This window comes from Microcystis sp. M090S1, assembly GCF_020246295.1.
In the GTDB taxonomy this organism is placed as follows: Bacteria; Cyanobacteriota; Cyanobacteriia; order Cyanobacteriales; family Microcystaceae; genus Microcystis; species Microcystis aeruginosa.
In genome coordinates, this window is record NZ_JADBTF010000155.1 from 1 (window position 1) to 25,429 (window position 25,429).

23 protein-coding genes are annotated in these 25,429 nt (G+C 44.6%); 12 read left to right on the forward strand and 11 right to left on the reverse strand.

The features are described from left to right. Together IM477_RS06875 and IM477_RS06880 are read left to right on the forward strand one after the other, a co-directional pair. Window positions 1-135, forward strand: a 135-nt coding sequence (locus IM477_RS06875; RefSeq protein ID WP_287731078.1) for a transposase, incomplete at its 5' end; no start/stop codon positions are given. 329 nt (window positions 136-464) lie between these two features. Next, window positions 465-1,415: an undecaprenyl-diphosphate phosphatase gene (locus IM477_RS06880; RefSeq protein WP_502866535.1), complete on the forward strand. Its 951-nt coding sequence runs from the start codon at window positions 465-467 to the stop codon at window positions 1,413-1,415. Window positions 1,416-1,695: 280 nt separating this feature from the next. On the opposite strand, the gene IM477_RS06885 is transcribed toward IM477_RS06880, so the two are convergent. The 5 genes from IM477_RS06885 to tig all read right to left on the reverse strand — a co-directional run bounded on the left by IM477_RS06885 (window position 1,696) and on the right by tig (window position 6,707). Continuing rightward, complete coding sequence (locus IM477_RS06885) at window positions 1,696-2,550, reverse strand: alpha/beta fold hydrolase (protein ID WP_287731062.1); 855 nt, start codon at window positions 2,548-2,550, stop codon at window positions 1,696-1,698. A gap of 223 nt (window positions 2,551-2,773) precedes the next feature. Next, window positions 2,774-2,980, reverse strand: coding sequence for a hypothetical protein (locus IM477_RS06890; RefSeq protein WP_002797389.1), 207 nt, complete (start codon window positions 2,978-2,980; stop codon window positions 2,774-2,776). Window positions 2,981-3,001: 21 nt separating this feature from the next. After that, window positions 3,002-4,336 (reverse strand): ATP-dependent protease ATP-binding subunit ClpX, encoded by a 1,335-nt coding sequence (clpX, locus tag IM477_RS06895; protein WP_149988401.1) that lies wholly within the window; start codon window positions 4,334-4,336, stop codon window positions 3,002-3,004. 10 nt (window positions 4,337-4,346) lie between these two features. Next, window positions 4,347-5,048 (reverse strand): ATP-dependent Clp endopeptidase proteolytic subunit ClpP, encoded by a 702-nt coding sequence (clpP, locus tag IM477_RS06900; RefSeq protein WP_002736918.1) that lies wholly within the window; start codon window positions 5,046-5,048, stop codon window positions 4,347-4,349. A 261-nt stretch (window positions 5,049-5,309) separates the two neighbouring features. Next, window positions 5,310-6,707, reverse strand: a complete 1,398-nt coding sequence (gene tig, locus IM477_RS06905; protein WP_287731064.1) for a trigger factor — start codon at window positions 6,705-6,707, stop codon at window positions 5,310-5,312. A gap of 324 nt (window positions 6,708-7,031) precedes the next feature. Here tig and IM477_RS06910 point away from each other — a divergent pair, with 324 nt between their 5' ends. From IM477_RS06910 to dxs, 5 genes are all read left to right on the forward strand, one after another. After that, window positions 7,032-8,069, forward strand: coding sequence for an aspartate-semialdehyde dehydrogenase (locus IM477_RS06910; protein ID WP_287731066.1), 1,038 nt, complete (start codon window positions 7,032-7,034; stop codon window positions 8,067-8,069). 292 nt (window positions 8,070-8,361) lie between these two features. Next, on the forward strand, window positions 8,362-9,255 hold the full coding sequence (dapA, locus tag IM477_RS06915; RefSeq protein WP_147071705.1) for a 4-hydroxy-tetrahydrodipicolinate synthase: 894 nt from the start codon (window positions 8,362-8,364) through the stop codon (window positions 9,253-9,255). Window positions 9,256-9,497: 242 nt separating this feature from the next. Continuing rightward, the gene (locus IM477_RS06920; RefSeq protein ID WP_287731068.1) at window positions 9,498-11,246 is read left to right on the forward strand and encodes a ribonuclease J; all 1,749 of its coding nucleotides are present in this window, start codon (window positions 9,498-9,500) and stop codon (window positions 11,244-11,246) included. A 195-nt stretch (window positions 11,247-11,441) separates the two neighbouring features. Next, complete coding sequence (larB, locus tag IM477_RS06925; RefSeq protein WP_002758604.1) at window positions 11,442-12,212, forward strand: nickel pincer cofactor biosynthesis protein LarB; 771 nt, start codon at window positions 11,442-11,444, stop codon at window positions 12,210-12,212. 73 nt (window positions 12,213-12,285) lie between these two features. Then, a complete protein-coding gene (gene dxs / locus IM477_RS06930) occupies window positions 12,286-14,196 on the forward strand; it encodes a 1-deoxy-D-xylulose-5-phosphate synthase (protein ID WP_287731069.1) in 1,911 nt (636 codons plus the stop codon). Between the two features lie 69 nt (window positions 14,197-14,265). On the opposite strand, the gene IM477_RS23000 is transcribed toward dxs, so the two are convergent. Next, on the reverse strand, window positions 14,266-14,406 hold the full coding sequence (locus IM477_RS23000; RefSeq protein WP_071846437.1) for a DUF2191 domain-containing protein: 141 nt from the start codon (window positions 14,404-14,406) through the stop codon (window positions 14,266-14,268). 416 nt (window positions 14,407-14,822) lie between these two features. Here IM477_RS23000 and IM477_RS06935 point away from each other — a divergent pair, with 416 nt between their 5' ends. The 3 genes from IM477_RS06935 to IM477_RS06945 are packed head-to-tail and all read left to right on the forward strand — an operon-like array spanning window position 14,823 to window position 15,961. Next, on the forward strand, window positions 14,823-15,035 hold the full coding sequence (locus tag IM477_RS06935) for a hypothetical protein (protein ID WP_287731070.1): 213 nt from the start codon (window positions 14,823-14,825) through the stop codon (window positions 15,033-15,035). Between the two features lies 1 nt (window position 15,036). Continuing rightward, window positions 15,037-15,468, forward strand: a complete 432-nt coding sequence (locus IM477_RS06940) for a type II toxin-antitoxin system VapC family toxin (protein WP_287731071.1) — start codon at window positions 15,037-15,039, stop codon at window positions 15,466-15,468. A 7-nt stretch (window positions 15,469-15,475) separates the two neighbouring features. Next, window positions 15,476-15,961 (forward strand): hypothetical protein, encoded by a 486-nt coding sequence (locus IM477_RS06945; protein ID WP_287731073.1) that lies wholly within the window; start codon window positions 15,476-15,478, stop codon window positions 15,959-15,961. A gap of 543 nt (window positions 15,962-16,504) precedes the next feature. Here the strand turns inward: IM477_RS06945 and IM477_RS06950 are convergent. From IM477_RS06950 to IM477_RS06965, 4 genes are all read right to left on the reverse strand, one after another. Next, window positions 16,505-16,702, reverse strand: coding sequence for a PIN domain-containing protein (locus IM477_RS06950; protein ID WP_147073645.1), 198 nt, complete (start codon window positions 16,700-16,702; stop codon window positions 16,505-16,507). Beyond that, the gene (locus IM477_RS06955; protein WP_061432967.1) at window positions 16,699-16,893 is read right to left on the reverse strand and encodes a type II toxin-antitoxin system VapB family antitoxin; all 195 of its coding nucleotides are present in this window, start codon (window positions 16,891-16,893) and stop codon (window positions 16,699-16,701) included. Before IM477_RS06955 ends, IM477_RS06950 begins: the two co-directional genes overlap by 4 nt. Before the next feature lie 393 nt (window positions 16,894-17,286). Continuing rightward, entirely contained in the window at window positions 17,287-19,191 is a 1,905-nt protein-coding gene (locus IM477_RS06960) for a serine/threonine-protein kinase (protein ID WP_287731074.1), read from the reverse strand. Window positions 19,192-19,497: 306 nt separating this feature from the next. After that, a complete protein-coding gene (locus tag IM477_RS06965; protein WP_147069121.1) occupies window positions 19,498-20,124 on the reverse strand; it encodes a TetR/AcrR family transcriptional regulator in 627 nt (208 codons plus the stop codon). Window positions 20,125-20,409: 285 nt separating this feature from the next. On the opposite strand from IM477_RS06965, the gene IM477_RS06970 reads away from it, so the two are divergent. Continuing rightward, a complete protein-coding gene (locus IM477_RS06970; protein ID WP_190722959.1) occupies window positions 20,410-21,846 on the forward strand; it encodes an NADP-dependent isocitrate dehydrogenase in 1,437 nt (478 codons plus the stop codon). Window positions 21,847-21,915: 69 nt separating this feature from the next. Here the strand turns inward: IM477_RS06970 and IM477_RS06975 are convergent, their stop codons facing one another. Then, window positions 21,916-24,636, reverse strand: coding sequence for a valine--tRNA ligase (locus IM477_RS06975; protein WP_287731075.1), 2,721 nt, complete (start codon window positions 24,634-24,636; stop codon window positions 21,916-21,918). Window positions 24,637-25,018: 382 nt separating this feature from the next. Between IM477_RS06975 and IM477_RS06980 the strand changes: the two genes are divergently transcribed. Continuing rightward, on the forward strand, window positions 25,019-25,429 hold a 411-nt coding region (locus IM477_RS06980), incomplete at its 3' end, for a Uma2 family endonuclease (RefSeq protein ID WP_287731076.1).

Consider the following 25,429-nt stretch of genomic DNA (forward strand, 5'->3'; position numbering starts at 1 on the left):
AAGTATTTCGACAACAAACCCTATTTTTGGACGGGAGGTTATTTCGTGGCTAGTTGTGGCGGCGTTACTGTCGAACAACTAAAAAAATACGTCGAGAACCAAAACTCCCCAAAAGTGGAAACGCTACCGCGTTAGTTTCATTCTGGTGGCGATTCATCTCCCGTTAACTGCGTAGCGGTTTAACGGGAGTCCTCTCGTTCCATTGAGATAGACAAAAGGCAGTAATATTGATTAGTTAATTTCCCCATCTCCCCCCGCAACGCGCACGAAGTGGTCTCCCCACACCCCACACCCCACACCCTACACCCAACCCCTTTTTTTACTGAAAAATGATGTTTTCCTTCCTGAAAAAAAGCTATTGAGATAGACAAAAGGCAGTAATATTGATTAGTTAATTTCCCCAACTCTCACACCCCACACCCCACACCCCACACCCCACACCCAACCCCTTTTTTTACTGAAAAATGATGTTTTCCTTCCTGAAAAAAAGCTATAAATGGCTAGGACTAGCGATAATAACGGTGATTTTGGCGATTACACCCGCCGCCATTGCCCAATCAACCACTAGCGCCATACCTCTGGCAAAAATTAACTGGTTACAGGCGATTTTTTTGGGATTTGTGCAGGGAGTGACGGAATTTTTGCCGATTAGCAGTACCGCTCATCTAAAAGTGATTCCCGTCTTTTTGGGTTGGGGAGATCCCGGTGTCACCTATACGGCAGTGATTCAATTGGGCAGTATTGCGGCGGTATTGTCCTATTTTTGGCAGGATTTAAGGCAAATATCCACGGGAATGGTGAAAGCGGTGGCTAGTTCCGATTATCGTTCCCAGGATTTTCGTTTGGCCGTGGGGATTATCCTAGGCACAATTCCGATCGTTTTCTTCGGTTTGTTAATGAAACTTTTCATTCCCGATTTAGATAATTCCCCCCTGAGAAGCATGACAGCGATCGCCTGTGCCTCTATAGTCATGTCTTTACTCTTAGCTACGGCCGAAAAAATCGGGAAACATAAACGCAGTTTTGAGACTTTGCGACAAAAAGACGGGGTTTTAATGGGATTAGCCCAAGCTTTAGCCCTAATACCGGGGGTATCTCGTTCTGGGTCCACCTTAACTGCCGGGTTATTCATGGGTTTAGAAAGGGCCGTAGCGGCGCGATTTTCCTTTCTGCTGGGGATTCCGGCGATAACTTTAGCCGGTTTAGTGGAATTTAAAGGCGTTCTCGACCAGATTAACACCAGTGAATTAATTACCCTCGCTATTGGGGTAATTTCCTCGGGGATATTTTCCTATCTTTCGATCGCTTGGTTATTAGATTATCTCAAAAAACAGAGTACCTGGGTTTTTGTCTGGTATCGTCTCTTTTTCGGGGTTACTATCCTGATTGGTGTGGCCTGGGGGCGTTTTTCCTGACCTTTTGGCATTCTAATTAGGGTTTGCGGCAAAAAGTTTGTTGGTGGGGTTAGGAGTCGGTCGTCAGGAGTCGGTCGTCAGGAGTCGGTCGGGGTAGTCAGAATAACAGAATGACCTCGCGCACTGGGAAGCAGATCCCTTTGTAATCACCTCCGGAAAGTGCAAGGGTTTTGAGTCTCTCGGATCGATTTCTCAACCTTTATTTCTTGCACTTTTTTGGCTAAAAAAGTCCCAAAACCGCTTTCTAGTAAGGCTTCCAGTAATTTTCAGCCAGCCCTAATTAATTTCTAAAAAAATCTTGCAATTTTTTTAGATAAGTAGGGGCATCTTCTAACATGGGAAAGTGAGCAGTATTAGCCATCTCCACATACTGGATATTATTATTCAAATCCGCCGCCATTTTGCCCATTTTGGCAGGGATAATAATATCTTTTTCCCCCGATACTAAAAGAGTTGGTATCTTAATCTCTGCAAATTTATCCGGCATAATTTCCACTGCTTTTTTACTCACAGATGTATAAATTGTGCCTAGGGCGGCCTCGTAATCTGCCGCTAAAAAATCTTCTAAAAAAGCAATTCTTTCTGATTTTGGGATCGATCGATGCAAGAATCTCGCCATAAATAATCGATCGGCAAAAGGTACTTTTAAAAACCAATCATAACGAAACTGTACCACATACTTACCGAATTTATGAAAGGCAGCAAAAGCCGCTTTATTATACTCAAAAATGCCATTACAGGTTAAAACTGCTTTGACCACTCTTTCGGGGTACATAGTAATAAAAAAAGTCGCCACCGATGCCCCCATAGAGTGACTATTAAGATAGACTTTTTCAATTTCCAAACTATCTAAAAACAAGGCCAAATCAAGGGCATATTCTTCTAAATCGTAGGAAAGATCGGGGGATTTTTCCGGCAATTTAGACCGACCAAAACCCCGCATATCGTACAATAAACAATCAAAGCGATCGCAAATTGCCGCAGCGGTTGATCGCCAATAGCGTCCCGATCCTCCCCAACCATGAATAAACACCATAACCGGCTTTTTCTGGGCAGATTCTGACCCCCGAATCCACTCGTAATAGTGGGGAACACCGCGAACAGTGACTGTTTTATCGATTATTTGAGTTTTCATGATAGTTAAGTAGGGAGGTACAATTATTTGTAGGATGGGTTAGCGGTAGCGTAACCCATGCGGGCGTTGGGTTTCATGCTTCAACCCAACCTACGTTCATCTTATATTTAATTCCACCCACCTACTTAGATACCTAGCCATCCTCGTAAAGAGTTTTGCCAACGTCGCGCATCTGTGTCCGATAGTCGTCCGATTGTCTTAAGGATAACGAACGAGAACGATTTCAAGCTTCGAGTAATCGTTCATAGATGTCGTCTTCCAGATTATCCCAAATCTTAGCCAGTGCAGTTTCGCTGACTTTTTGCCAGAAATCCGAGTTTGTCTCCTCCGGGATGAGGGTGACTAGAACTCTAGTACCCTCTGGAATCGGCACGGATTCGAGGAGTTCGATCCGGCCTTCTTTGATGATCGCAGGAACGGTGTTCAGCATGGTTAACCTCGATTTTTCCCCTTAAGCGGATTCTTGACTAGGTAGAGAGGAAGGATGAACCAATAGCTCTGCCGTGGAACGTTTTTCCACCATTTCGCGGGTGATTAAACATCGTTTCACGTCTTTGCGCGAGGGCAATTCGTACATGACATCGAGCATTAATTCCTCGACAATACCCCGCAGGGCCCGGGCCCCAGTTTTGCGACGATAGGCCTCTTGGGCGATCGCTAGGACGGCATCAGATTTAAACTCTAACTGTACATTGTCCATCTTCAACAGTTTTTGATACTGTTTCACCAAAGCGTTGCGGGGTTGCGTCAGGATAGCGATTAAAGCTTCCTCATCCAGGGGTGACAGTGCCGCTAGGACGGGAATTCGACCGACAAACTCTGGAATCATGCCAAATTTGACTAAATCATCGGGAGTCATTTGTTTTAATAACCCTGCCGCTACCTTATCCTTACTAGCTTGGCCATCTCCCGGTTGAATAAAGCCCATGGATTTTTTACCGAGACGCTGATCGATCACCTTATCTAAACCGACAAACGCCCCACCGCAGATAAACAGGATATTGCTGGTGTCGATCTGAATACAATCCTGATAGGGGTGTTTGCGGCCGCCTTGGGGGGGAACATTGGCGATCGTTCCCTCTAACATTTTCAGTAAAGCTTGCTGAACCCCTTCTCCGGACACATCCCGGGTAATCGAGGTATTTTCGCTCTTACGGGCAATTTTATCGATTTCATCAATGTAGATAATGCCCCGCTGCGCCTCTTCCACGTCCAAATCTGCCACTTGTAACAGACGCAAGAGAATATTTTCCACATCTTCCCCCACATAACCGGCCTCGGTTAAAGTGGTGGCATCGGCGACAGCAAAAGGTACATCGAGGATTTTAGCCAGAGTTTGAGCTAGAAGGGTTTTTCCCGATCCTGTGGGACCAATTAACAGAATATTAGATTTTTGCAGTTCGATGCTATCTTCTGGATTGCCGCCACCGGCTTTTTGGGTTTGGATATCTTTGAGGCGTTTGTAATGGTTATAAACGGCCACCGAAAGCACTTTTTTCGCCTCATTTTGACCAATAACGTAGTCATCGAGGTATTTTTTAATCTCTCTTGGTTTGGGAATTTGTTCCCAAGTGGTTTTGTTTTGGCCCGATCGCCGTTTGTTGGGACGTTCCTCCACTGGGGCGACCGGACTGGGCGGTTCCATCAATTCCTCATCGAGAATTTCGTTACACAGTTCCACACACTCGTCACAAATATAGACCCCCGGCCCGGCGATTAATTTTCGCACTTGTTCCTGGGATTTGCCGCAAAATGAACACTTGAGGTGGGAGTCGTATTTAGACATAGTTTATTATTTACAGGGAAGTAACGGGAACGGTAGGATCGGGCAGTTCGGGACGGGAAATCACCAGATCGATTAACCCATATTCTTTGGCTTCGACGGCCGACATGAAAAAGTCCCGTTCGGTGTCGTTGGCTATGCGATCGTAGGGTTGACCGGTGTGGTGAGCCAGCATGGTATTGAGTCTCTGTTTAATATAGAGGATCTCTTTGGCTTGGATGGCGATATCACTAGCTTGACCTTGGGCACCGCCGAGGGGTTGGTGAATCATGATCCGGCTACTGGGTAGGGACATCCGTTTACCTGCCGCGCCACCACAAAGCAGGAATGCTCCCATACTAGCGGCTAAACCGAAACAAATTGTCGCCACGTCGGGGCGAATTTGTTGCATGGTGTCGTAGATAGCTAGTCCGGCATAAACGGAACCACCGGGGGAGTTGATATAGAGTTGGATATCTTTTTCGGGATCTTCTGCCTCCAAGTAGAGGAGTTGGGCAACGATCGAATCAGCGACCTGATCATCGACGGGGGTTCCCAAAAAGACAATTCTCTCGCGCAAGAGTCGAGAATAGATATCAAAAGCCCGTTCACCCATGCCAGACTGTTCGATTACCACGGGTAAAACGTTAGCTAGGGAGTTTCTCCCCGTGTTGGCGTAGATAGCAGGGCGACAATTACTGGTAATTGGGTAGTCAGGTGATCTCGATTCGAGCATAATTTTTTCGGTTCCGCTATCACAATCTTAGGGGTTTTGCTTGGCTGTGGAGCTTTTATTGGCAAATGTTAAGCATCTTTAGCACTTCTGTCCATCTATTATGCCCTAAGTTTCCCCCGGTTGGCAGGAATCAGTTATCAGTGATCAGTTATCAGTTATCAGGAGATGGGGGAATGGGGGAATGGGGGAATTCAACTAATACCCCAAAACCCTAAAACCCTAACACCCCAACACCCCAACACGACTGCTAACTCCTTACGGTTATTCTTCCTCAGCCTCAGCTGCCAACACTTCCACTTCGGTGAATGCGAAGGTTTCTTCCGTTTCCTCCTCCTCGCTTGTTTCTTCCTCTAGGGAACCTTTGGGGACAAGGGTGATAGTAGCTTTTTCTTTCAGCCATTCCAGGGTGTTTTCCGCCAGCATTTCTTCAGTGATCACCTGTTCCAGACGCTGCATATCTATGTCGCGATCGGACAATTGCGCCATGATATTAGCGATTTTTTCCGCTACTGCTTCGGGACTGACTTCAATGCCCGCGACTTTAGCCAATTCCTGCACCACCAGAGTCTCTTTCAGACTTTTGATCGCATCGGGACGGGCGTTTTCCCGCATTTTGGGAATATTATCTTTTGTAAACAACTGGTTGACATCTAGCCCCATTTGTTGGAACTGCATGAAGCTTTGGGTCAAAATATGCGTCACTTCCTTTTCGATCAGCGTCTCCGGTAAATCTAAAGTCGCACCTTTGACCAATTCCTTGGTTAAAGCGTCATAAATGCTTTCTTTGGTTTCCTTCTCCGCTTGTTCTTGGAAACGTTTCTCTAAACTTGCTCTTAATTCGGCGATTGTTTCCTGATCGCTGACTTCTTGGGCAAAATCGTCGTCAAGCTCCGGTAATTCCTTCGCTTTTAACTCTTTCATCGTAATTGTAAAGATTACTGCTTTTGCTGCCACATCTTCTTTGGGATAATCTTCCGGGAAAGTTAAAGTCATCTCTTTGACTTCTTCCGGTTTCATGCCGATAATTCCTTCCACCATACCCTCGATAAAGCGTCCTGCTTCCATATCCACCCGCAGATCTTCGCCGTCAATATCCGGGATATCCTCGCCAGTTTCGGCGGATTTTCCCCGATAATCAACGATCGCCACATCTCCCAGCTGCGCCCCGCGATCTTCCACGGGAACCAATGTCGCTAACTGTTCTTGACGCTCTTTAAACCAATTTTCCACGGATTCGGGATCATAAACGGTTTCTTCGGCAGTAACGCTCAGATTTTCGTAATCTCCGAGAATAATTGTCGGGGCCACATCCAAGGAAACTGAAAAAGTCAAAGCTTTACCCGGTTCATAGGCAGCGATCAAATCCTCAAACTTAGACAATAGCTGCGGATTGCCCAGGGACTCGATACCCTCCTGTTTCAGGGCAGATTCGAGGCAATTTTCAATTAATTCCTCAATTACCGCCGCTTTTACCGCCTTAGTTCCCAATCTTTGCAGAAGGATCTGACGGGGAACCTTGCCGGGGCGAAAACCGGGTATATTGGCCGACTTCGCTAAATTCTTGACCACTTGCTCGTGGGTGTTTTTCGTGGTTTCGGCGGGAATTTCAATTTCTAAACCTATCTGACTGGCAGGAAGCTTTTCCTGAATAACTTTCATTGATTTTTCTAGCTCTTACGACAAGGAACGTTTATAATAGGGTGAGCGGTGTTTGCGCCTGCGGTGGATCCGTCCCGCTCGTGATATTCTAGGGGAATAGCTGCAGTTGCTCCCCAAGCTCTCACAATCTTTTTATTTTAGCGGTCAATGGGGTATATTTAATTTATTCCGTCCTTGGGGCAGTTAAGCCCAATCAGAAAATTTTGCTGATCAAAAGCCGATCAATCCAAGTTTTAGAATAACTCGGTGGACAAAAAAGATTTTTTACTGTAACGATTTCTTCGGATCATTATCATCACCCAACTCGTCAGGAGGTCACACAATTTGAGTCAAAAAGTACGGGTCGCTATTTTAGGAGCCACCGGGGCCGTGGGAACGGAATTACTAGAGTTATTAGCTAGTCGTCAATTTCCTCTCGCTAGTCTAAAATTACTGGCTTCCGAGCGTTCTGCTGGAAAAACCCTCGATTTTCGGGGCGAAAGTCTCCTAATCGAAGCGGTAAACGAGCGCTCTTTTCGGGAGGTGGATATCGTTCTTGCTTCTGCGGGGGGGGCCACCTCGAAAGCTTGGGCGAAAACTATTGTCGAGTCGGGTGCGACGATTATCGATAACTCCAGTGCTTTTCGCATGAATCCCGAAGTGCCTTTAGTTGTCCCGGAAATCAATCCCGACAGTGTGGACAATCACCGGGGCATTATCGCTAATCCCAACTGTACGACAATTCTTTTAGGAGTGGCGATCTGGCCTCTCCACCAAGTACAGGCGATCGAGCGAGTAGTAGTTTCTACTTATCAGTCTGCTAGTGGTGCTGGAGCGCGAGCCATGGAGGAGGTAAAACAGCAAGCGCAAGCAATTCTTGATAATCGGCAACCTCCCACTAATTCCTTCCCCTATCCCCTCGCTTTTAATCTTTTTCCCCACAATACCCCGATTAATGGTCAAGGGTACTGCGAGGAAGAAATGAAAATGGTCAACGAAACCCGCAAGATTTTTGCTTGTCCGGGGCTGCGGGTTAGCGCCACCTGTGTAAGGGTTCCCGTGCTGCGGGCCCATTCGGAATCGGTTAACCTAGAATTTAGTCAGCCTTTTTCTGTGGTGAAGGCTAGAGAGATTCTTCAGTCCGCTCCGGGGGTAAAATTAGTGGAAGATTGGGACGCTAATTATTTTCCCATGCCAATTGATGCTACTGGTCGCGATGAAGTATTAGTGGGACGCATTCGTCAAGATATCTCCCATCCTAACGGTCTAGAATTGTGGCTATGCGGCGATCAAATTCGCAAGGGTGCGGCTTTAAATGCTGTACAAATTGCCGAACTTTTAGTCAAGAAAAATCTCGTCGGTTCAAGATTAGCAACAGTTTGATAATTAAGCGATCAGCCATCAGCTAGATCAAGGCGATGATAACTAGACCTCTGGTAAAAATCAAAAATTGTTGTTGGGGTTAGGAGCCAGTAGTCAGTAGTCAGGAGGATTAAGAATGAATAATAATCAATTAAATAGTCCTACCCTAACCCATCCTACAAATAATTAATTGTGCCTCCCTACTTAGGAGGATTGTCAGATTCTTTCTTTTGCCTCTTGCCTTCAGAAGCTGATAACTGATAACTGATAACTGATAACTGATAACTGATAAATGATAACTGATAACTGATAAATGAGTGAAACAACATATTTTGGACGAGTAATTACGGCGATGGTGACTCCCTTCACCGTCGAGGGTCAAGTTAATTATGCCCTGGTGGAAAAATTGGCCGATTATCTAGTTACTCACGGTAGCGATGGTATAGTGGTCTGTGGGACGACGGGAGAATCACCCACCCTAAGTTGGCAGGAAGAATACGAACTATTTAGTATTGTCAAAAAAGCGGTTAATGGTCGGGGAAAAGTGATCGCGGGGACGGGTTCTAATTCCACTTCCGAAGCGATCGAAGCTACCCAACAGGCTGCTAAACTGGGTTTAGATGGCTCTTTACAAGTGGTTCCCTACTACAATAAACCACCCCAAGAGGGTTTATACGAGCATTTTCGCACCATTGCCAAAGCTTGTCCCGATCTGCCGGTGATGCTTTATAATATCCCCGGTCGTACGGGTCAAAATATGACCCCGGAAACGATTATTAAACTGGCAGCAGTTGATAATATTGTGGCGGTAAAAGAAGCTAGTGGTAATTTAGAACAAACCTGTAAGATTTACTGTCATACTCCTGAAAATTTCGCTATTTATTCCGGCGATGATTTTCTCACCTTACCCCTAATGACCTGTGGTGCGGTGGGGGTGGTCAGTGTTGCTAGTCATCTGGTGGGAGAAGAAATCCAAGGGATGATTCAAGCTTTATTAACCGGAGATGCGGCCAAAGCGATCGAGATTAACTTGAAATTATTTCCCCTGTTTAAAGGTTTATTCTGTGCCACTAATCCAATTCCAATTAAAGCGGCCTTAAATCTAGTCGGTTGGGAGGTGGGGGGTCTAAGACTTCCTTTATGTTCCTTAAGTCCCGAACTAGAAGAAGGATTAGCAAAAATTATGCAAGAATTGGCTTTAATCTAGAAAAATACTAGAAATTCTTGCCCACTAAACTGGGATTTTTCGAGAAAGTAGGTTATAATATTAATAGCTTAACTAGAAGAAAAGAAATATAGTTTAGAACTGCTAGAAAGTATTGATACTAAGTGAGTTTAGCTAGGTGTTATTTCCCTAGTTCGACTTATTCTAACTATTCATTTTTTGAGATTTCCCGTCCAAAAAAACCACCTGAAAAATCACCATAACTTACCATCAAAGGACACCTAATGAATCAAGATAAAACCGAAGCAAAACTAAAGATCATTCCCCTAGGAGGATTACACGAAATCGGCAAAAACACCTGTGTTTTTGAGTACGATGATGAGATTATTCTCCTGGATGCCGGTTTAGCTTTTCCTTCCGATGATATGCACGGGGTCAATGTAGTGCTTCCCGATATGACTTATCTAAGAGAAAATCGCCATAAAATTAAGGGTATGATCGTCACCCACGGTCACGAAGATCATATCGGTGGCATTCCCTACCATCTCAAACAATTTGATGTACCAATTATCTACGGTCCGCGTCTAGCGATGGCTTTATTGCGGGATAAATTGGAAGAAGCAGGATTAGCAAATCGTACCAAATTAGAAACCGTAGTTCCCCGGCAAATGGTGCGTTTAGGTAAATCTTTCATGGTGGAATATATCCGCAATACCCACTCGATCGCCGATAGTTTTTGTGTAGCAATTCACACTCCTTTAGGGGTAGTTATTCACACAGGAGATTTTAAAATTGACCATACTCCCGTGGATGGCGAATTCTTTGATCTACAAAAAATTGCCGAACATGGCGAGAAAGGGGTGCTATGTTTATTGAGTGATTCCACTAACGCGGAAGTACCCGGTTATACTCCTTCGGAAGCTTCCGTTTATCCCGGTTTAGAGCGGGTTTTTAACCAAGCAACGGGACGGATTATGATCACTACCTTTGCTTCCTCGGTGCATCGGATTAATCTGGTGTTGAAATTGGCCCAGAAATTTAACCGGAAAGTGGTGGTAGTGGGTCGATCGATGTTAAATGTCATCGCTCATGCGCGCAATTTGGGGTATATAAAATGTCCCGATGATCTGTTTGAACCCTTGAAAGCGACCCGCAATTTAGCCGATGATAAAATCGTCATTTTAACCACAGGCTCCCAGGGGGAACCTTTAGCGGCCATGACACGGATTTCTAAGGGTGAACATCCTCATATTCGCGTGCGTCAGGGGGATACGATTGTCTTTTCCGCTAATCCGATTCCGGGTAATACGATCGCTGTGGTCAATACAATTGATCGCCTGATGATGCAGGGTGCTAACGTAGTTTACGGACGCGATAAGGGAATTCACGTTTCCGGCCATGGTTCCCAAGAAGACCATAAATTGATGCTATCTTTGACCCGGCCGAAGTTTTTTGTGCCAGTGCATGGAGAACACCGAATGCTGGTCAAACACGCTCAGATGGCCCAAAGTATGGGTATTGCTGCCGAAAATATGGTGATTGTCAAAAATGGTGACACGATCGAGTTAACTGGCGATCGCATTGCTATCGGCGCTCCAGTGCCTTCGGGAATCGAGTTAGTCGATCAAGCGGGTGTAGTCCACGAACACATTATGCAGGAAAGACAACAGTTAGCCGAAGATGGTGTGATTACGATCGCATCCTTCGTTAACGGTGAGGGACAATTAAGCGCACCTCCAGAGATTAATTTGCGCGGTGTGGTCACAAAAGTGGAAATCTCGCTGCTGAATCAGTTAATTATTCGGGCGATCGAACGCTGTTTAAGCGATCGCATCGGTGAATTTAAAACCGCCACGGGAGTCCAGGATTGGGCCGGTTTGCGGGCCGAAATCGAGACGACTTTGCAGCGTTTAATTAAACGGGAGTTACAGAGTCAACCTCTAGTGATTTTCCTCCTGCAAGCGGCGGCAACGGAACCAGCGAACAATCGTACTTATCGCCGCCGTCGTCCCGCAGCTACCATGGCCTCCTAATATCAGTGAGCAGTGAGCAGTAAACAGTAATCAGTGATCAGTAAACAGTGATCAGCGATCAGTAAACAGTGAAAAGATGGCAAGAAACTGCTATTTAATACTGGTCACTTAACACATACTGCTCACTTAAAACTCAAATCTGATAACTGATAACTTACCCACTGATAACTGATAACTGATAACTGATAACTGACCATGTTCCATGCTGCCGATTTGCGATCGCTGCTGACCGCCGTTGCCAGGGGAGAAATTAACCCAGAGACAGCCTTAGATAAACTTAAACATCTGGCCTTTGAACCGGTGGAAGACTTCGCTAAAATTGACCATCATCGTCAATTAAGAACGGGATTTCCGGAGGTTATCTGGGGGCCGGGTAAAACCACCGCTCAAATCGCCCAAATTATCAATGTTTTGCGTCAAAATAGTCCCGTGGTTATGGCCACCCGCATTGAAGCAGAGATAGCAGCCCAGCTACAGGAACAGGTGACAGACTTAGTTTATTATCCCTTAGCCCGCATCTGTGCCATTGCCGCAGCTGCCCCAGAAAATCCCCCAAAAGGGATAATTTCCATCCTAACGGCGGGAACTGCCGATATTCCCGTAGCGGAGGAGGCGGCGGTTACTGCTCAATTATGCGGTTTTTCCGTGCAGCGTCTCTGGGATGTGGGAGTAGCGGGAATTCATCGCCTCTTGAATCATCGCCATCTATTGGATGCCGCCGATGTGTTAATTGTTGTTGCGGGAATGGAAGGAGCCTTACCAAGTGTGGTAGCGGGATTAGTTGATCGCCCGGTGATCGCCGTTCCCACCAGTATCGGTTACGGAACCAGTTTCGGTGGTATTGCTCCTTTGTTAACTATGCTCAATTCCTGCGCGGTCGGTATCGGTGTGGTTAATATCGATAATGGTTTTGGGGCTGCCATGTTAGCCGGCCAAATTTTACGCACGGCGGCCAGATTAGCCTAGATTTTCCCTCATCTCAGGCTGGAAATCCTATACAGTTGGTATAGGGATAAACTACTTTGAAAAAGAAGCCGATATGCACCTAAGTGAAATTACTCATCCCAACCAGTTACATGGTTTATCACTCCGTCAATTAGAAGATATTGCCCGTCAGATTCGCGAAAAACACCTCCAGACGATCGCCGCTACTGGTGGACATTTGGGACCGGGGTTAGGAGTCGTAGAACTAACGATCGCCCTTTACCAGACCCTCGATCTCGATCGAGATAAAGTCCTTTGGGACGTGGGACACCAAGCTTATCCGCACAAACTCCTTACCGGTCGCTATAACGATTTTCACACCCTGCGCCAAAAAAACGGCGTTGCGGGCTATCTAAAACGTTGCGAGAGCAAATTTGACCATTTTGGGGCTGGACACGCCTCTACGAGCATTTCTGCGGGGTTAGGAATGGCTTTAGCCCGGGATGCCAAGGGGGAAGATTTCAAGGTGGTATCGATCATCGGGGATGGCGCTTTAACCGGGGGTATGGCCCTAGAGGCGATTAACCATGCTGGACATTTACCGAACACCAACATCATGGTTATCCTCAACGATAACGAGATGTCCATTTCCCCCAACGTCGGGGCAATTTCCCGCTATCTCAATAAAGTTCGTCTGAGCGAACCCGTCCAGTTTATCGCCGATAATCTCGAAGAACAATTTAAAAATCTACCCTTTTTCGGTGACTCCCTCACTCCCGAAATGGAACGAGTCAAAGAAGGAATGAAACGGTTAGCAGTTCCCAAAGTCGGCGCGGTCATCGAGGAATTGGGCTTTAAATATTTTGGCCCGATTGATGGTCATAATATTCCCGAATTAATCGCCACTTTTAAACAGGCCCATAAGGTCCACGGACCGGTTTTCGTCCACGTTGCCACCGTGAAAGGCAAAGGCTACGAATTAGCCGAAAAAGATCAAGTGGGTTATCATGCCCAAAATCCCTTTAATTTAGCCACGGGTAAACCGATTCCCTCCAGTAAACCGAAACCTCCCGCTTATTCCAAAGTTTTCGGGCATACTCTCACTAAATTAGCGGAAAATGACCCGCGCATTATTGGTATCACCGCCGCCATGGCCACCGGGACGGGATTAGATAAATTTCAGGCAAAACTGCCGAAACAGTATATCGATGTGGGAATTGCCGAACAACACGCTGTTACTCTCGCCGGTGGTCTTGCTTGCGAAGGAATGCGCCCGGTTGTCACTATTTACTCTACTTTCCTGCAGCGGGCTTTTGATCAGATTATTCATGATATCTGCATTCAAAATCTACCGGTTTTCTTCTGCATGGACCGGGCCGGTATTGTCGGGGCCGATGGACCGACCCACCAAGGGATGTACGATATCGCCTACCTGCGTTGTATCCCCAATATGACCATTATGGCCCCCAAAGATGAGGCGGAACTGCAAAGAATGGTGGTGACGGGGATTAATCATACCAGCGGCCCCATTGCCATGCGTTATCCCCGGGGCAACGGTTTAGGGGTTCCCCTGATGGAAGAGGGTTGGGAAGCTTTACCCATCGGTAAGGGCGAAATTCTCCGCAGTGGCGATGATATTCTCCTGTTGGGATACGGCACTATGGTCAACACTTCCCTACAAGTGGCCGAAATCCTCAGCGAACACGGCATTGAAGCCACAGTGGTTAATGCTCGTTTTGTCAAGCCCCTTGATACAGAACTTATCTTTCCCCTTGCCCAACGTCTTGGTAAAGTGGTGACTTTGGAAGAAGGTTGTTTGATGGGTGGTTTTGGTTCTGCGGTTTTGGAAGCTTTACAGGATGCTAATATTCTAGTTCCGGTCAAACGTTTCGGGGTTCCCGATAAATTAGTGGACCACGCAAAACCAGAGGAATCCTTCGCTGATTTGGGTTTAACCAGTCCTCAGATTGCCCAACAGGTTTTAGCGGCATTTTTTAGCCAAAAACAAACCGCTAACGTCGGTTAAAATCTCAAGATTAGCTTGTCCAGTTTTCCCGAAAAATTAGGGAAGACTGGTTTTTTTTGGTCTAGATAGTCAATGAAGACTGCCGGCAATAAATAGTGAGGGGAACGAACCACAGAGACACAAAGGACACAAAGATCGATCACTACTATAGAAGTTAAATTTATCACACAAAGAATAGGAGAGTCCAGTAGCTTTAAGAGCATCAGCCATGAGTTGGTCATCAATGAGAGTCTTATACCAATTCTCCAAAGTCTGACTACAGAAGTTTAATCCCCCTAAATCCCCCTTAAAAAGGGTGACTTAAGTTCGATGTGTAGTTTTCATTTAGAGAAATGGTATTAGTTCTCATAGTATCCCTAGTTGTGTATAGTAGATTAAACCTCTTGCATGATTAATTTTTGAGGGTTCAAAAATGAGAAAAAAGGTTAAATTTTGTCAAGAAATTGCTTGAAGTTTTGTAAAGCCACTTGACTTAAAGACAGAATTGTGTACAATCGTTTATCGGTAATTTTACCCGGAGTGCTGTGTATGGTTTCATCAGTTCATCGTATGGCTTCTGGCGTTGAAACAAATTTTGTTTTAGAGCTAACCTTCGAGCAAGAGCAGAATAGGAGGATATGTCAACCATGTTAAGCACTGATCTAGAGATAAGACTAGCAACTTTAGAAGCTGAAGTAGCACTGCTTAAGCGTTTGCTACCTACTGTCAGCGAAACTCCCTGGTGGGAAAAAATTGTCGGCACTTTTGCTGATGATCCAGCTTACGAAGAGGCAATGCAGTTTGGTCAAGAGTACCGTCAGTCCCTAAAACCATTAGCCGAGGAAGCATACGAATCCTGAAATGTATCTCCTTGACACAGATCATATTACTATTCTCGATCGCGGGGGTCAACTGGCACAACAATTGCTGAAAAAACTGGCTGCTATTACGAGCAGCGAAGTTGCTACCACAATTATCACCTACGAAGAACAAATGCGGGGATGGCTCAGTTACATAGCCAAGACCAGTTCGATTGAAACCCAAGTTGTTGCCTATCGAAGGCTAGAAAAGCACCTCGCTAATTATCGCACGATTCCTATTGTCGGCTTTGATGAAAAGGCAGGTCAAGTTTTTCAAGAACTTCGGGTAACTTACCCTCGTTTGGGTTCGATGGATTTGAAGATTGCTGCTATCTCAATGGTTAATCAGGCTATCCTGCTGACGCGAAATCTCTCAGATTTTGGGCAAATTGCCGGTTTAAGAGCAGAAGACTGGACGATTACAAGCAACTGAATTACCTATGGAAAACGTTTCATCAGTTCATCGTATGGCTTCTGGCTGGGATTTAGCAGTTAATAACCGCAATGGTCAACTCGCTCTTGTGGTTGAGGTCAAGTGCAAAACCAACGTATCCCCAGAATGGGCGGCAAAACTCCGACGCAATATTCTGGCACACGGTACTTTTGCCAAGGCTCCCTATTTTTTGCTGGTCTTTCCTGACAGATTTTACTTATGGAGTGATGTTGGGGCTTTTCAGGAGCAGAGTGAACCTAGTTATCTGATTGATGCCAGTCCCATTCTTCAGCCTTATTTTCAACGAGCAGGGGTAACGAATGACCAAATTAGTAGGCAAAGTCTTGAACTAATTGTTGCTTCCTGGTTGGGAGAGATTATTTATTCTGAAAAGCCGCCTGAAGCTCTCGATGATTCTCAGCGTTGGTTGATTGATTCAGGGTTGTATGCTGCTTTAGCTGGGGGAAAATTTCAGCGTGAGGCAGCGGCGTGAATATCTATGTTGAAACAAATTTTGTTTTAGAGCTAACCTTCGAGCAAGAGCAGAATAGGAGTATATATCAACCAAACTACTTTTCTCGGGTAAAGCATTAGAGTTGAAAACCTCAAGAAATCAAGTGGTAGGAGAAGCTGAAATTAGCTTTAAGTGCTTCACAAAAGGAATAAAATCTTTATCTGAAAAAAGGAGCGGAAGATTATTTTAAATACAAAAGGAGGCAATAATAACATCAGCAGTTTTTCTAATAGTTATCCCCTTCTTGCGTAACTGGCGATAATTGTCCGCGCTTTTCAATGCCATTCTCAAACCTAGTAAATCATAAATAGGGTCTGCTGAAAAAGTACGGGCGAAGCATTCGGGCAATAACCTATCGGTGAAACCGTAGATTTTCTATCCGAATGCTTCGCCCCTACAGGACACGGGCCGATGAAGACGCAAGGTTTTGAACGAAGATTCTCTCAAAATCTTGCACCTGTTTCGCAAAACAGAACCCTAAAACCCTTACCTCGTCTATATTTCACATTTATTCAGCAAGCCCTAAATAGTCAATGAAGTTAGTAAGCGATAGGCTATTTGATAATCCTTATCACTCCTAAAACCTTGGAGAACTTCGGTGAGAATAATATCACCAATAGCTATCGGCTCAACTCCCAGCAATAAATCAAGTTCTGTTGTTTCCGTAGTATTATAACCATTGAAATAATCAATCCAAACACTGGAATCCACAAGAATCATTGATTGTGCCTCATTTCCTCAAGGTTTCCTTCCCATTTAAGCTTACCTTTAAAGGCTTTAATTTTCTCCTGTTGTTTGAGCCGAATCAAAGTCTTAAGACCCAATTCAACAACTTCTTGTTTAGTCTTTAAACCAGTAGCTTTAAGAGCATCAGCCATGAGTTGGTCATCAATGATAATGTTAGTCGTCATCCTATTCCTAGTTGTGTATAGTAGATTGTTAATATACACATTATATAGGGTTTGCTGAATAAATGTGAGATGTAAGCAAGGTAGAGATTTTGTGGCTTTTCTCGCAAAACAGGTGCAAGATTGTGAGAGAATCGTCGTTCAAAATCTTGCGTCTTTATCGGCCCGCGTCCTGTAGGGGCGAAGCATTCGGACAATAACCTATCGGTGAAACTGTAGATTTTCTATCCGAATGCTTCGCCCGTACTTTTTGCCGCATACCCTATTTAGGAGAAAACTGCTCGATTCAATAATTTGAGCCAAAACCCAATATTTTTAAAGACATCGGTGCAGTTTCCCGCAAGTGTCGCTCATTTTTGATAGACAAAAGTTATTGCTGTCACCCCAAACACAAGTTTACTGTCCCACTCGCCAAATTTTGATAGTTTTGTCAACACTTCCACTAGCTAAATAGCGACCATCGGGACTATATGCTACTGAGAAAACTGTCTCAGAATGACCGGTAAGGGTACGCAATTCGTTTCCCGTTGCTACCTCCCAAATTTTGATAGTTTTGTCCTGACTCCCACTAGCTAAATAGCGTCCATCGGGACTATATGCTACTGACCTAACTACCTCAGAATGACGAGTAGGGGTACGCAATTCTCTTACCGTTGCTACCTCCCAAATTTTGATAGCACCGTCACCAATCCCACTAGCTAAATAGCGGCCATCGGGACTATATGCTACTGATAAAACCGCGTGAGAATGACCAGTAAGAGTACGCAATTCTGTTTCCGTTGCTACCTCCCAAATTTTGATAGTTTTGTCAAGACTCCCACTAGCTAAATAGCGGCCATCGGGACTATATGCCACTGACCAAACCGTCATAGAATGACCGGTAAGGGTACGCAATTCTTTTCCCGTTGCCACCTCCCAAATTTTGATAGTTTTGTCACTACTCCCACTAGCTAAATAGCGGCCATCGGGACTATATGCCACTGACCAAAACGTCATATAATGACCAGTAAGGGTACGCACTTTTCCCGTTGCTACCTCCCAAATCTTGATAGTTTTATCCTGACTCCCACTAGCTAAATAGCGGCCATCGGGACTATATGCCACTGACAAAACCACCCCGGAATGACCAGTAAGGGTACGCAATCCTTTTCCTGTTGCCACCTCCCAAATTTTGATAGTTTTGTCCTTACTACCACTAGCTAAATAGCGGCCATCGGGACTATATGCTACTGAGAAAACTGTCTCAGAATGACCAGTAAGGGTTTTATCTAAGGGTGAAACCGAAGGATTAATATTAGGAATAACTGGCGGTTGTTTTTGAGTTACAACAGGCAGCGGATTTGGTGGTGGTGGAGATGGTCTATTAGGAGGTATAGGAGGTAACTTTAATTGCCGTTCAATCTCATCCAAACGTTGTAAAATAACCCTAGTATTAGCCGGTCTATTCTTTGGCAATCTTCCCATTAACTCATCAATAAAATCCAACAATAACGGGTGAATATTTTCCGTTTCTTCTCGCCAAGGTAAAACATCATTAATCGGATCATACATTTCTAAGGGATGTTTTCCGGTTAATAAATGTACAAAAGTTCGTCCTAAAGCATGAAAATCTGATTGAATCACCGCTTGGCCATGTTGTTGTTCATTGGGTGTATATCCGCGTGAGATAATACCTGTTACCTGTTGACCTTTTACCTTTTGATGATAGGTTTGGGTTTCTTCCCTTGCTGTGCCAAAATCAATTAACACCAACTCGCCACTATTCCGCAACATGATATTAGGGGGTTTAATATCTCGATGCAGCCAATTCTGTTGATGAATTTTATCGAGAATTAAAGTAATTTCTCTCAGCCATTTAAAAGCTCGTTTTTGACTTAATTTATCATACTGCTTTAGCCACTGTTCTAAATTAATCCCCTCCACTTTTTCCATAACTAAACAGTGTAATATTTTCCCTTCTCTCGTGGAATATTGAAAATAGGCATCTGCTCGAGGAACACCGGTGACATTTTGACGACTCAACTCTAATAAAACGTCATATTCCCGTTTAAATAATTCAACTGCCTTCGGGTCATTATTACATTTTTCTTGTAATACCTTGAGGATTTTGGCTGTAAAACCTTCAAAAGCCTCATAAACAACGCCAAAACCGGTCGTATCACTCAATAACCGACTCACCCTATATTTACCATTTAACAACAACTCAGAGCCGCAACTTTGACAGTAACGAGTATTCGAGTTATTATTACTCGGATGCTCCGGTTGAGAACAATCGGGATTAATACAGTAACAGGGTTTCATCTCGGCTATCAGTTATTTTATTGAGTGAATAATTGCAAGTTTTCCCTTCCCTGACCTTGACAGCATTTTATCATAAGTAGCTGGTTATAATTAAATTAAAAATGGATTTTAGGTTCGATCCCCCCTGCCCCCCTTGATAAGGGGGGTGCCGATCCCCCCTTAGTCCCCCCTTTAATCCCCCCTTGATAAGGGGGGCATCTGATAATTTTTAACGCCTACCTACTTAAGTAAGCTAAAACGGATTTTAACCGCCTATCTTTAGATTAGCTGTCTCGGAGTCTCGACTAGGAAATTAATTTTGCACGACTACTTAACTAACACTCCATTCAGAAAAATTTCGGCAATACCTTCGGCCATTTCTTGTAAAGCTAAGGGGGAAGCATTACTATCTAAAATAGTTTCACTGGAAAAACCGGCAATTGCGAACATTCCTAGAAAAACCTGGGCGACAATTTTCGGATTCATGGGACGATAGACACCACGATCGATCGCTGTTTGAAAAAAAGCCTCGGCCACATCGGTCATTTTGGCAATTACTTCCGATTGAATTCGCTCTTTTAATTCGGGGTGAAATTGCGCCTCTATAAAACAAACTCGCAATAAATCGCTATTTTCTCGCATTCTCAAGACCCGACGCCGCATCACCTGCGCTACCGCTTTATAACTGCCCATTTCGCTCAATTCCGTCAGCAAGTCGGTGAGAATATCCACCCATCCCCTAGTGGCCACTTCGATTAAAATCGCCTTTTTGTTGGGAAAATAACGAAATAAAGTTCCTTCTGCCACATTTGCGCTTCCTGCTAGGTCTTTGGTCGTGGTTCCTTCATAACCCTTAGCGGCAAATAAACGTAAAGCGGCCTGTAGAATACGACTACGGATATCTTCTTCCCCAGAATTGGTCTCAGCTAGGGAACGTCGAAAAAGACTTTGCATAATTATTGACAGCTAGAACGGGATAGAGCCATTGTCAACGATCAAGTCAGGTGTTTGCTCAAATGCTTCATAAAATTTTGAGTAATTGGGGTTAGAGATTGTTCAGGGGAATGGAGTAACTTGGCCTTGAACAACGAGCGCAGCAGCATAAATAGATTTCCTCTAGGTTGTTTTGAGTGGAGATACCAGCAAAGGAATCTTTAAGAAATTACCCAAAATCCCTGCGTATAGATATTGACGGCGCTAGACTCCCAACGTATAGATAAATACTGTTTCTGGAAGTCCATGACTGTGAGCTACGAAAAAATCACCCCACCTACAACAGGCTCGACAATTACTTTTTCTGACGGAAAACCTCTAGTTCCCGACGATCCCATCATTCCCTTCATTCGTGGTGACGGTACGGGAGTCGATATCTGGCCCGCAACCGAAAAAGTTATCGATGCAGCGATCGCCACAGCCTACGCTGGTCAAAGGAAAATCCATTGGTTTAAAGTCTATGCTGGCGATGAAGCTTGCGAAATCTACGGAACCTATCAATATCTACCCCAAGATACATTGACAGCGATTAAAGAATATGGTATTGCCATCAAGGGTCCCTTGACCACTCCGATCGGTGGCGGCATTCGTTCCCTGAATGTGGCTTTGCGGCAAATTTTTGACCTCTATGCCTGTGTTCGTCCCTGTCGTTACTATGCGGGAACCCCTTCCCCCCATAAAACCCCGGAAAAACTCGATGTCATTGTCTATCGGGAAAATACCGAGGATATCTATCTCGGCATCGAATGGAAACAAGGCACGGAAATCGCCGATAAACTGATTAATTATCTCAACACGGAACTAATTCCCGCCACTCCCGAACATGGTAAAAAACAAATTCCCCTCGACGCGGGTATCGGGATCAAACCGATTAGTAAGACAGGTTCCCAAAGATTAGTCCGCCGGGCGATCGAACGAGCGCTGACTTTACCGAAACCGAAAAATCAAGTTACTCTCGTCCACAAGGGTAACATTATGAAATATACGGAAGGGGCGTTTCGGGATTGGGGTTATGAATTAGCTAAAAGTGAATTCCGGGATGTGTGCGTCACCGAGATGGAATCATGGATACTCAGCAATAAGGAGAAAAACCCCGATCTGAGCATCGAAGATAACGCCCGCATGGTGGAACCGGGTTATGATGCCCTCACAGACGAGAAAAAAGCCAAAATCTGCCAAGAAGTGACCAGTGTTCTCGATGCTATCTGGGAAACCCACGGCAAGGGGCAGTGGCAAGATAAAATTATGGTCAACGATCGCATTGCCGATAGTATCTTCCAACAGATCCAAACCCGTCCCGATGAATACTCGATCCTCGCCACCATGAACCTGAATGGCGATTATCTCTCCGATGCGGCAGCGGCGATCGTGGGTGGTTTAGGGATGGGACCCGGGGCGAATATTGGCGATACTTGCGCTATTTTTGAGGCAACCCACGGCACAGCCCCTAAACACGCCGGTTTAGACCGAATTAACCCCGGTTCGGTGATTCTTTCCGGGGTGATGATGTTGGAATACATGGGATGGCAAGAAGCGGCCGATTTGATTAAAAAAGGCATCGCAGCAGCGATCGCTAATCGACAAGTTACCTACGATTTAGCGCGTCTGATGGAACCTCCCGTTAATCCTCCCCTGAAATGTTCCGAATTTGCCGACGCGATTATCTCCCATTTTGGGGATTAATTTTCCGGTTAGGGTAGCCTGAAAACTGCCCTATTTTTCAGAAAATCCCCAAAATAACCCCTGCCTCCGTTAATGCAGACGTTTTAAGCGTTCTTGGAGAATTTGGGCTTGTTTTTCGGACTCTGCTAAAGCTTGCTTCGTTTTTTGGATTAAAGCTTCTGGAGCTTTTTCGACAAAGCTAGGTTTATTCAGGCGATCGCTCAAACTCTTGATTTCCCCTTCTACTTTAGCTAAATTTTTCGCTAATTTCCCAGCCAATACCGATATCTCAACCAATCCGGACAGGGGGATGAGGATTTCTACCGTAGCGACAACACCGGCGATCGCTTGATTGACTTCCTCGGTTAATTTGGCCGTCAAAATTAAGTTTTCGATCTTGGCCAAGTCTTTTAAGTACACTTGTCCGCGTTGCAAAATAGCTAATTCTTGGCTGTTTTCTGTCTGTAAAATTGCCGTGATCGTTGCCCCCGGTTTAATCCCCGCTTCGGCCCGCAAATTACGCAAAACCCGAATACTTTCAATTAATAAATCAAAAGTATTTTCTAAGTCTAGATCGATCAGAGAACTATCAGCTATTGGATAGGCTTCTAAAGCCAAAACTTGCTGATTTTCTTGGGTTAAATTATGCCAAATTTCTTCGGTAATATGGGGCATAAAGGGATGTAATAATTTTAATGTCCCTGCCAAGATAAAAGCCAAAGTTTGCCTGGCTGTAGCACAAGAAACCGATTCTTTATCCTTCCATAAACGAGTTTTCACTAGCTCGATATACCAATCACAGAAATCGCGCCAGATAAATTCGTATAGACCTTTAGCGGCTTCCCCCATGCCATAATTTTCTAGATAATCTCTAGTTTTTTGTACTGTTTGATGATAACGAGATAAAATCCAGCGATCGGCTAATTCTAAATTTTCTAAAACTGGTTCTCCCAATTCTTCTGGGGTTTTTCCCTCCAGATTCATCATCACAAAACGGGAAGCATTCCAAATTTTATTGGCAAAATTTCGGGCCGCTTCTACGGATTCCGATTCATCGGTTTTACGGTTATATTGCAGACTGATATCCTGTCCTGCTCCTGCCACTTCTCGAATTAAGGTATATCGTAAAGCATCGGTTCCATATTTATCAATTAAAATTAGGGGATCGATGCCGTTATTGGCAGATTTAGACATCTTTTTGCCGTTTTCATCCCTAACTAAACCGTGAATATAGACATCTTTAAAAGGCATTTGTCCCGTAAAATACCCCGCCATCATCGTCATTCTTGCCACCCAGAAAAAGATAATATCAAAACCAGTGACGAGGGTTGTGGTGGGATAATAGGTGTCTAGATCAAGGGTTTTTTCTGGCCATCCCATAGTCGAAAATGGCCACAATCCCGAGGAAAACCAAGTATCTAAAACATCGGGGTCTTGTTGAATAATTATATCCTCTCCATACTCTTGTTTTGCCTTGGCTAAAGCGGAGGTTTCATCCTGGGCAACGACGAAGGGAGTATGGTTAGTAATTTCGTTATTAGTTTCACTGATAATGTACCAAGCGGGAATTTGATGACCCCACCACAGTTGTCGAGAAATACACCAATCTTTTAGTTTAACTAACCAATCGCGATAAACTTTTGTCCATCTTTCTGGCACAAAACGGGGCGAGTTTTCCTGATCTAAACAGGCTAAAGCTTTTGTGGCTAAAGGTTCAATTTTAACGAACCATTGGGTAGATAAAAGGGGTTCCACGGGAACTTTACCTCGATCGCTATAGGGGACGCTATGGCGATAGACTTCAATCTTAACTAAAAAGCCGTCTTCGTCGAGTTTTTTAACGACATTTTTGCGGGCAACAAAACGATCTTGACCTGCGAATATTCCGGCATTTTCGTTTAAACTGCCGTCTAAATTCATGATATTAATAAAGGCTAAATTATGGCGTTTACCCATCTCAAAATCCTTGGGATCGTGGGCCGGCGTAACTTTGACGCAACCGGTACCGAATTCGGGATCCACCAATTCATCGGCAATAATGGGAATTTCTCGCCCCATTATCGGTAAAGTGACGGTTTTGCCGATTAAATGGCGATAACGGCGGTCTTGCGGGTTGACAGCTACACCAGTATCACCTAGCATGGTTTCGGGCCTTGTGGTGGCTACTTGAAGATAACCGCTACCATCGCTAAGAGGATAGCGAAAATACCAGAGATTTCCCTCAATGTCCTTGTTTTCCACCTCTAAATCGGAAACGGCCGATCGGGATTCGGGACACCAGTTAACTAAGTATTGACCGCGATAGATTAATCCGTCCTCATAAAGTTTGATAAAAGCAGTACGGACAGCATGGGAAAGTCCCTCATCCATGGTGAAACGTTCCCGCGTCCAATCGACGGATACCCCCAAGCGTCGCAGTTGATTAACAATGGTACTACCTGACTCCTCTTTCCATTGCCAAGCGCGTTCGAGGAATTTTTCCCTTCCTAGTTGGTAACGGTCGGTTTTTTCGGCTTTTAATTGGCGATCGAGTATAGCTTGTACTGCAATACTAGCGTGATCCGTACCTGGCAGCCAGAGGGTATTTTTGCCGGTCATGCGCTTGTAGCGAACAAGTGTATCAATCAAGGAACTCTCGAAAGCGTGACCCATGTGGAGACTACCGGTAACATTGGGAGGGGGGATGACTATACAGTAGGTTTCGCCGCCTTTTTCGGGGTTTGCTGTAAATATCTCTTGATTTTCCCAATATTGCTGCCATTTGGTTTCTGTGATCTTGGGATCGTATTGCTTCGATAGTTCCGAGGTCATGATGGGGGGATTCTACAATTCTTAGTTCTTTGTCAATTGTCCCACATTTGGGAGAGATCAAATTCCTGTTTAGTTGCTGGCTAAAAATTTTCAAGAGTCTTATTAAGATAGCTGTTATCTTTTCCTCGGCTAAACCTAGCTAATTTCTGGTAACTTTTTTGTATCTCACCAGTATAATAATTGCTATAATCAATTGAGGGAGTCGATCAATAAGTGGGTAGGTATTAAAAACTTTCAGATGCCCCCCTTATTAAGGGTAGGGTTGATTCATGAATCAACCCTACTTAATAAGGGGGAGATCGGCACCCCCCTTATCAAGGGGGGCAGGGGGGATCGAACCTAAAATCCATTTTTAATTTAATTATAACCAGCTACTTAAATTATGACCATAGCCACAGATAAAAGTACCTATAGCTTTGCCGAATATTTAGAACTAGAGGAAACGGCAGCCTATAAAAATGAGTATCAAGATGGGGAAATCGTACCGATGACAGGAGGCACTACCGATCATAATAAAATTGCTCTCAATTTTGCCGCTTATTTAAAATTTGCCCTGAAAGGACAGAAATATAATATTTTTATCGGTGATGTGAAATTATGGATAGCGCAATATCGTCAAGCAACCTATCCCGATGTGATGCTAATTGAGGGGGAACCGATTTATTATGAAACTGGCAAGACAACTGTTACCAATCCCAGATTAATAGTAGAAGTCCTCTCAAAATCAACTCAAAATTATGACCAGGGTGATAAATTTCTCTATTATCGTTCGCTGCCGGAATTTCAAGAATAT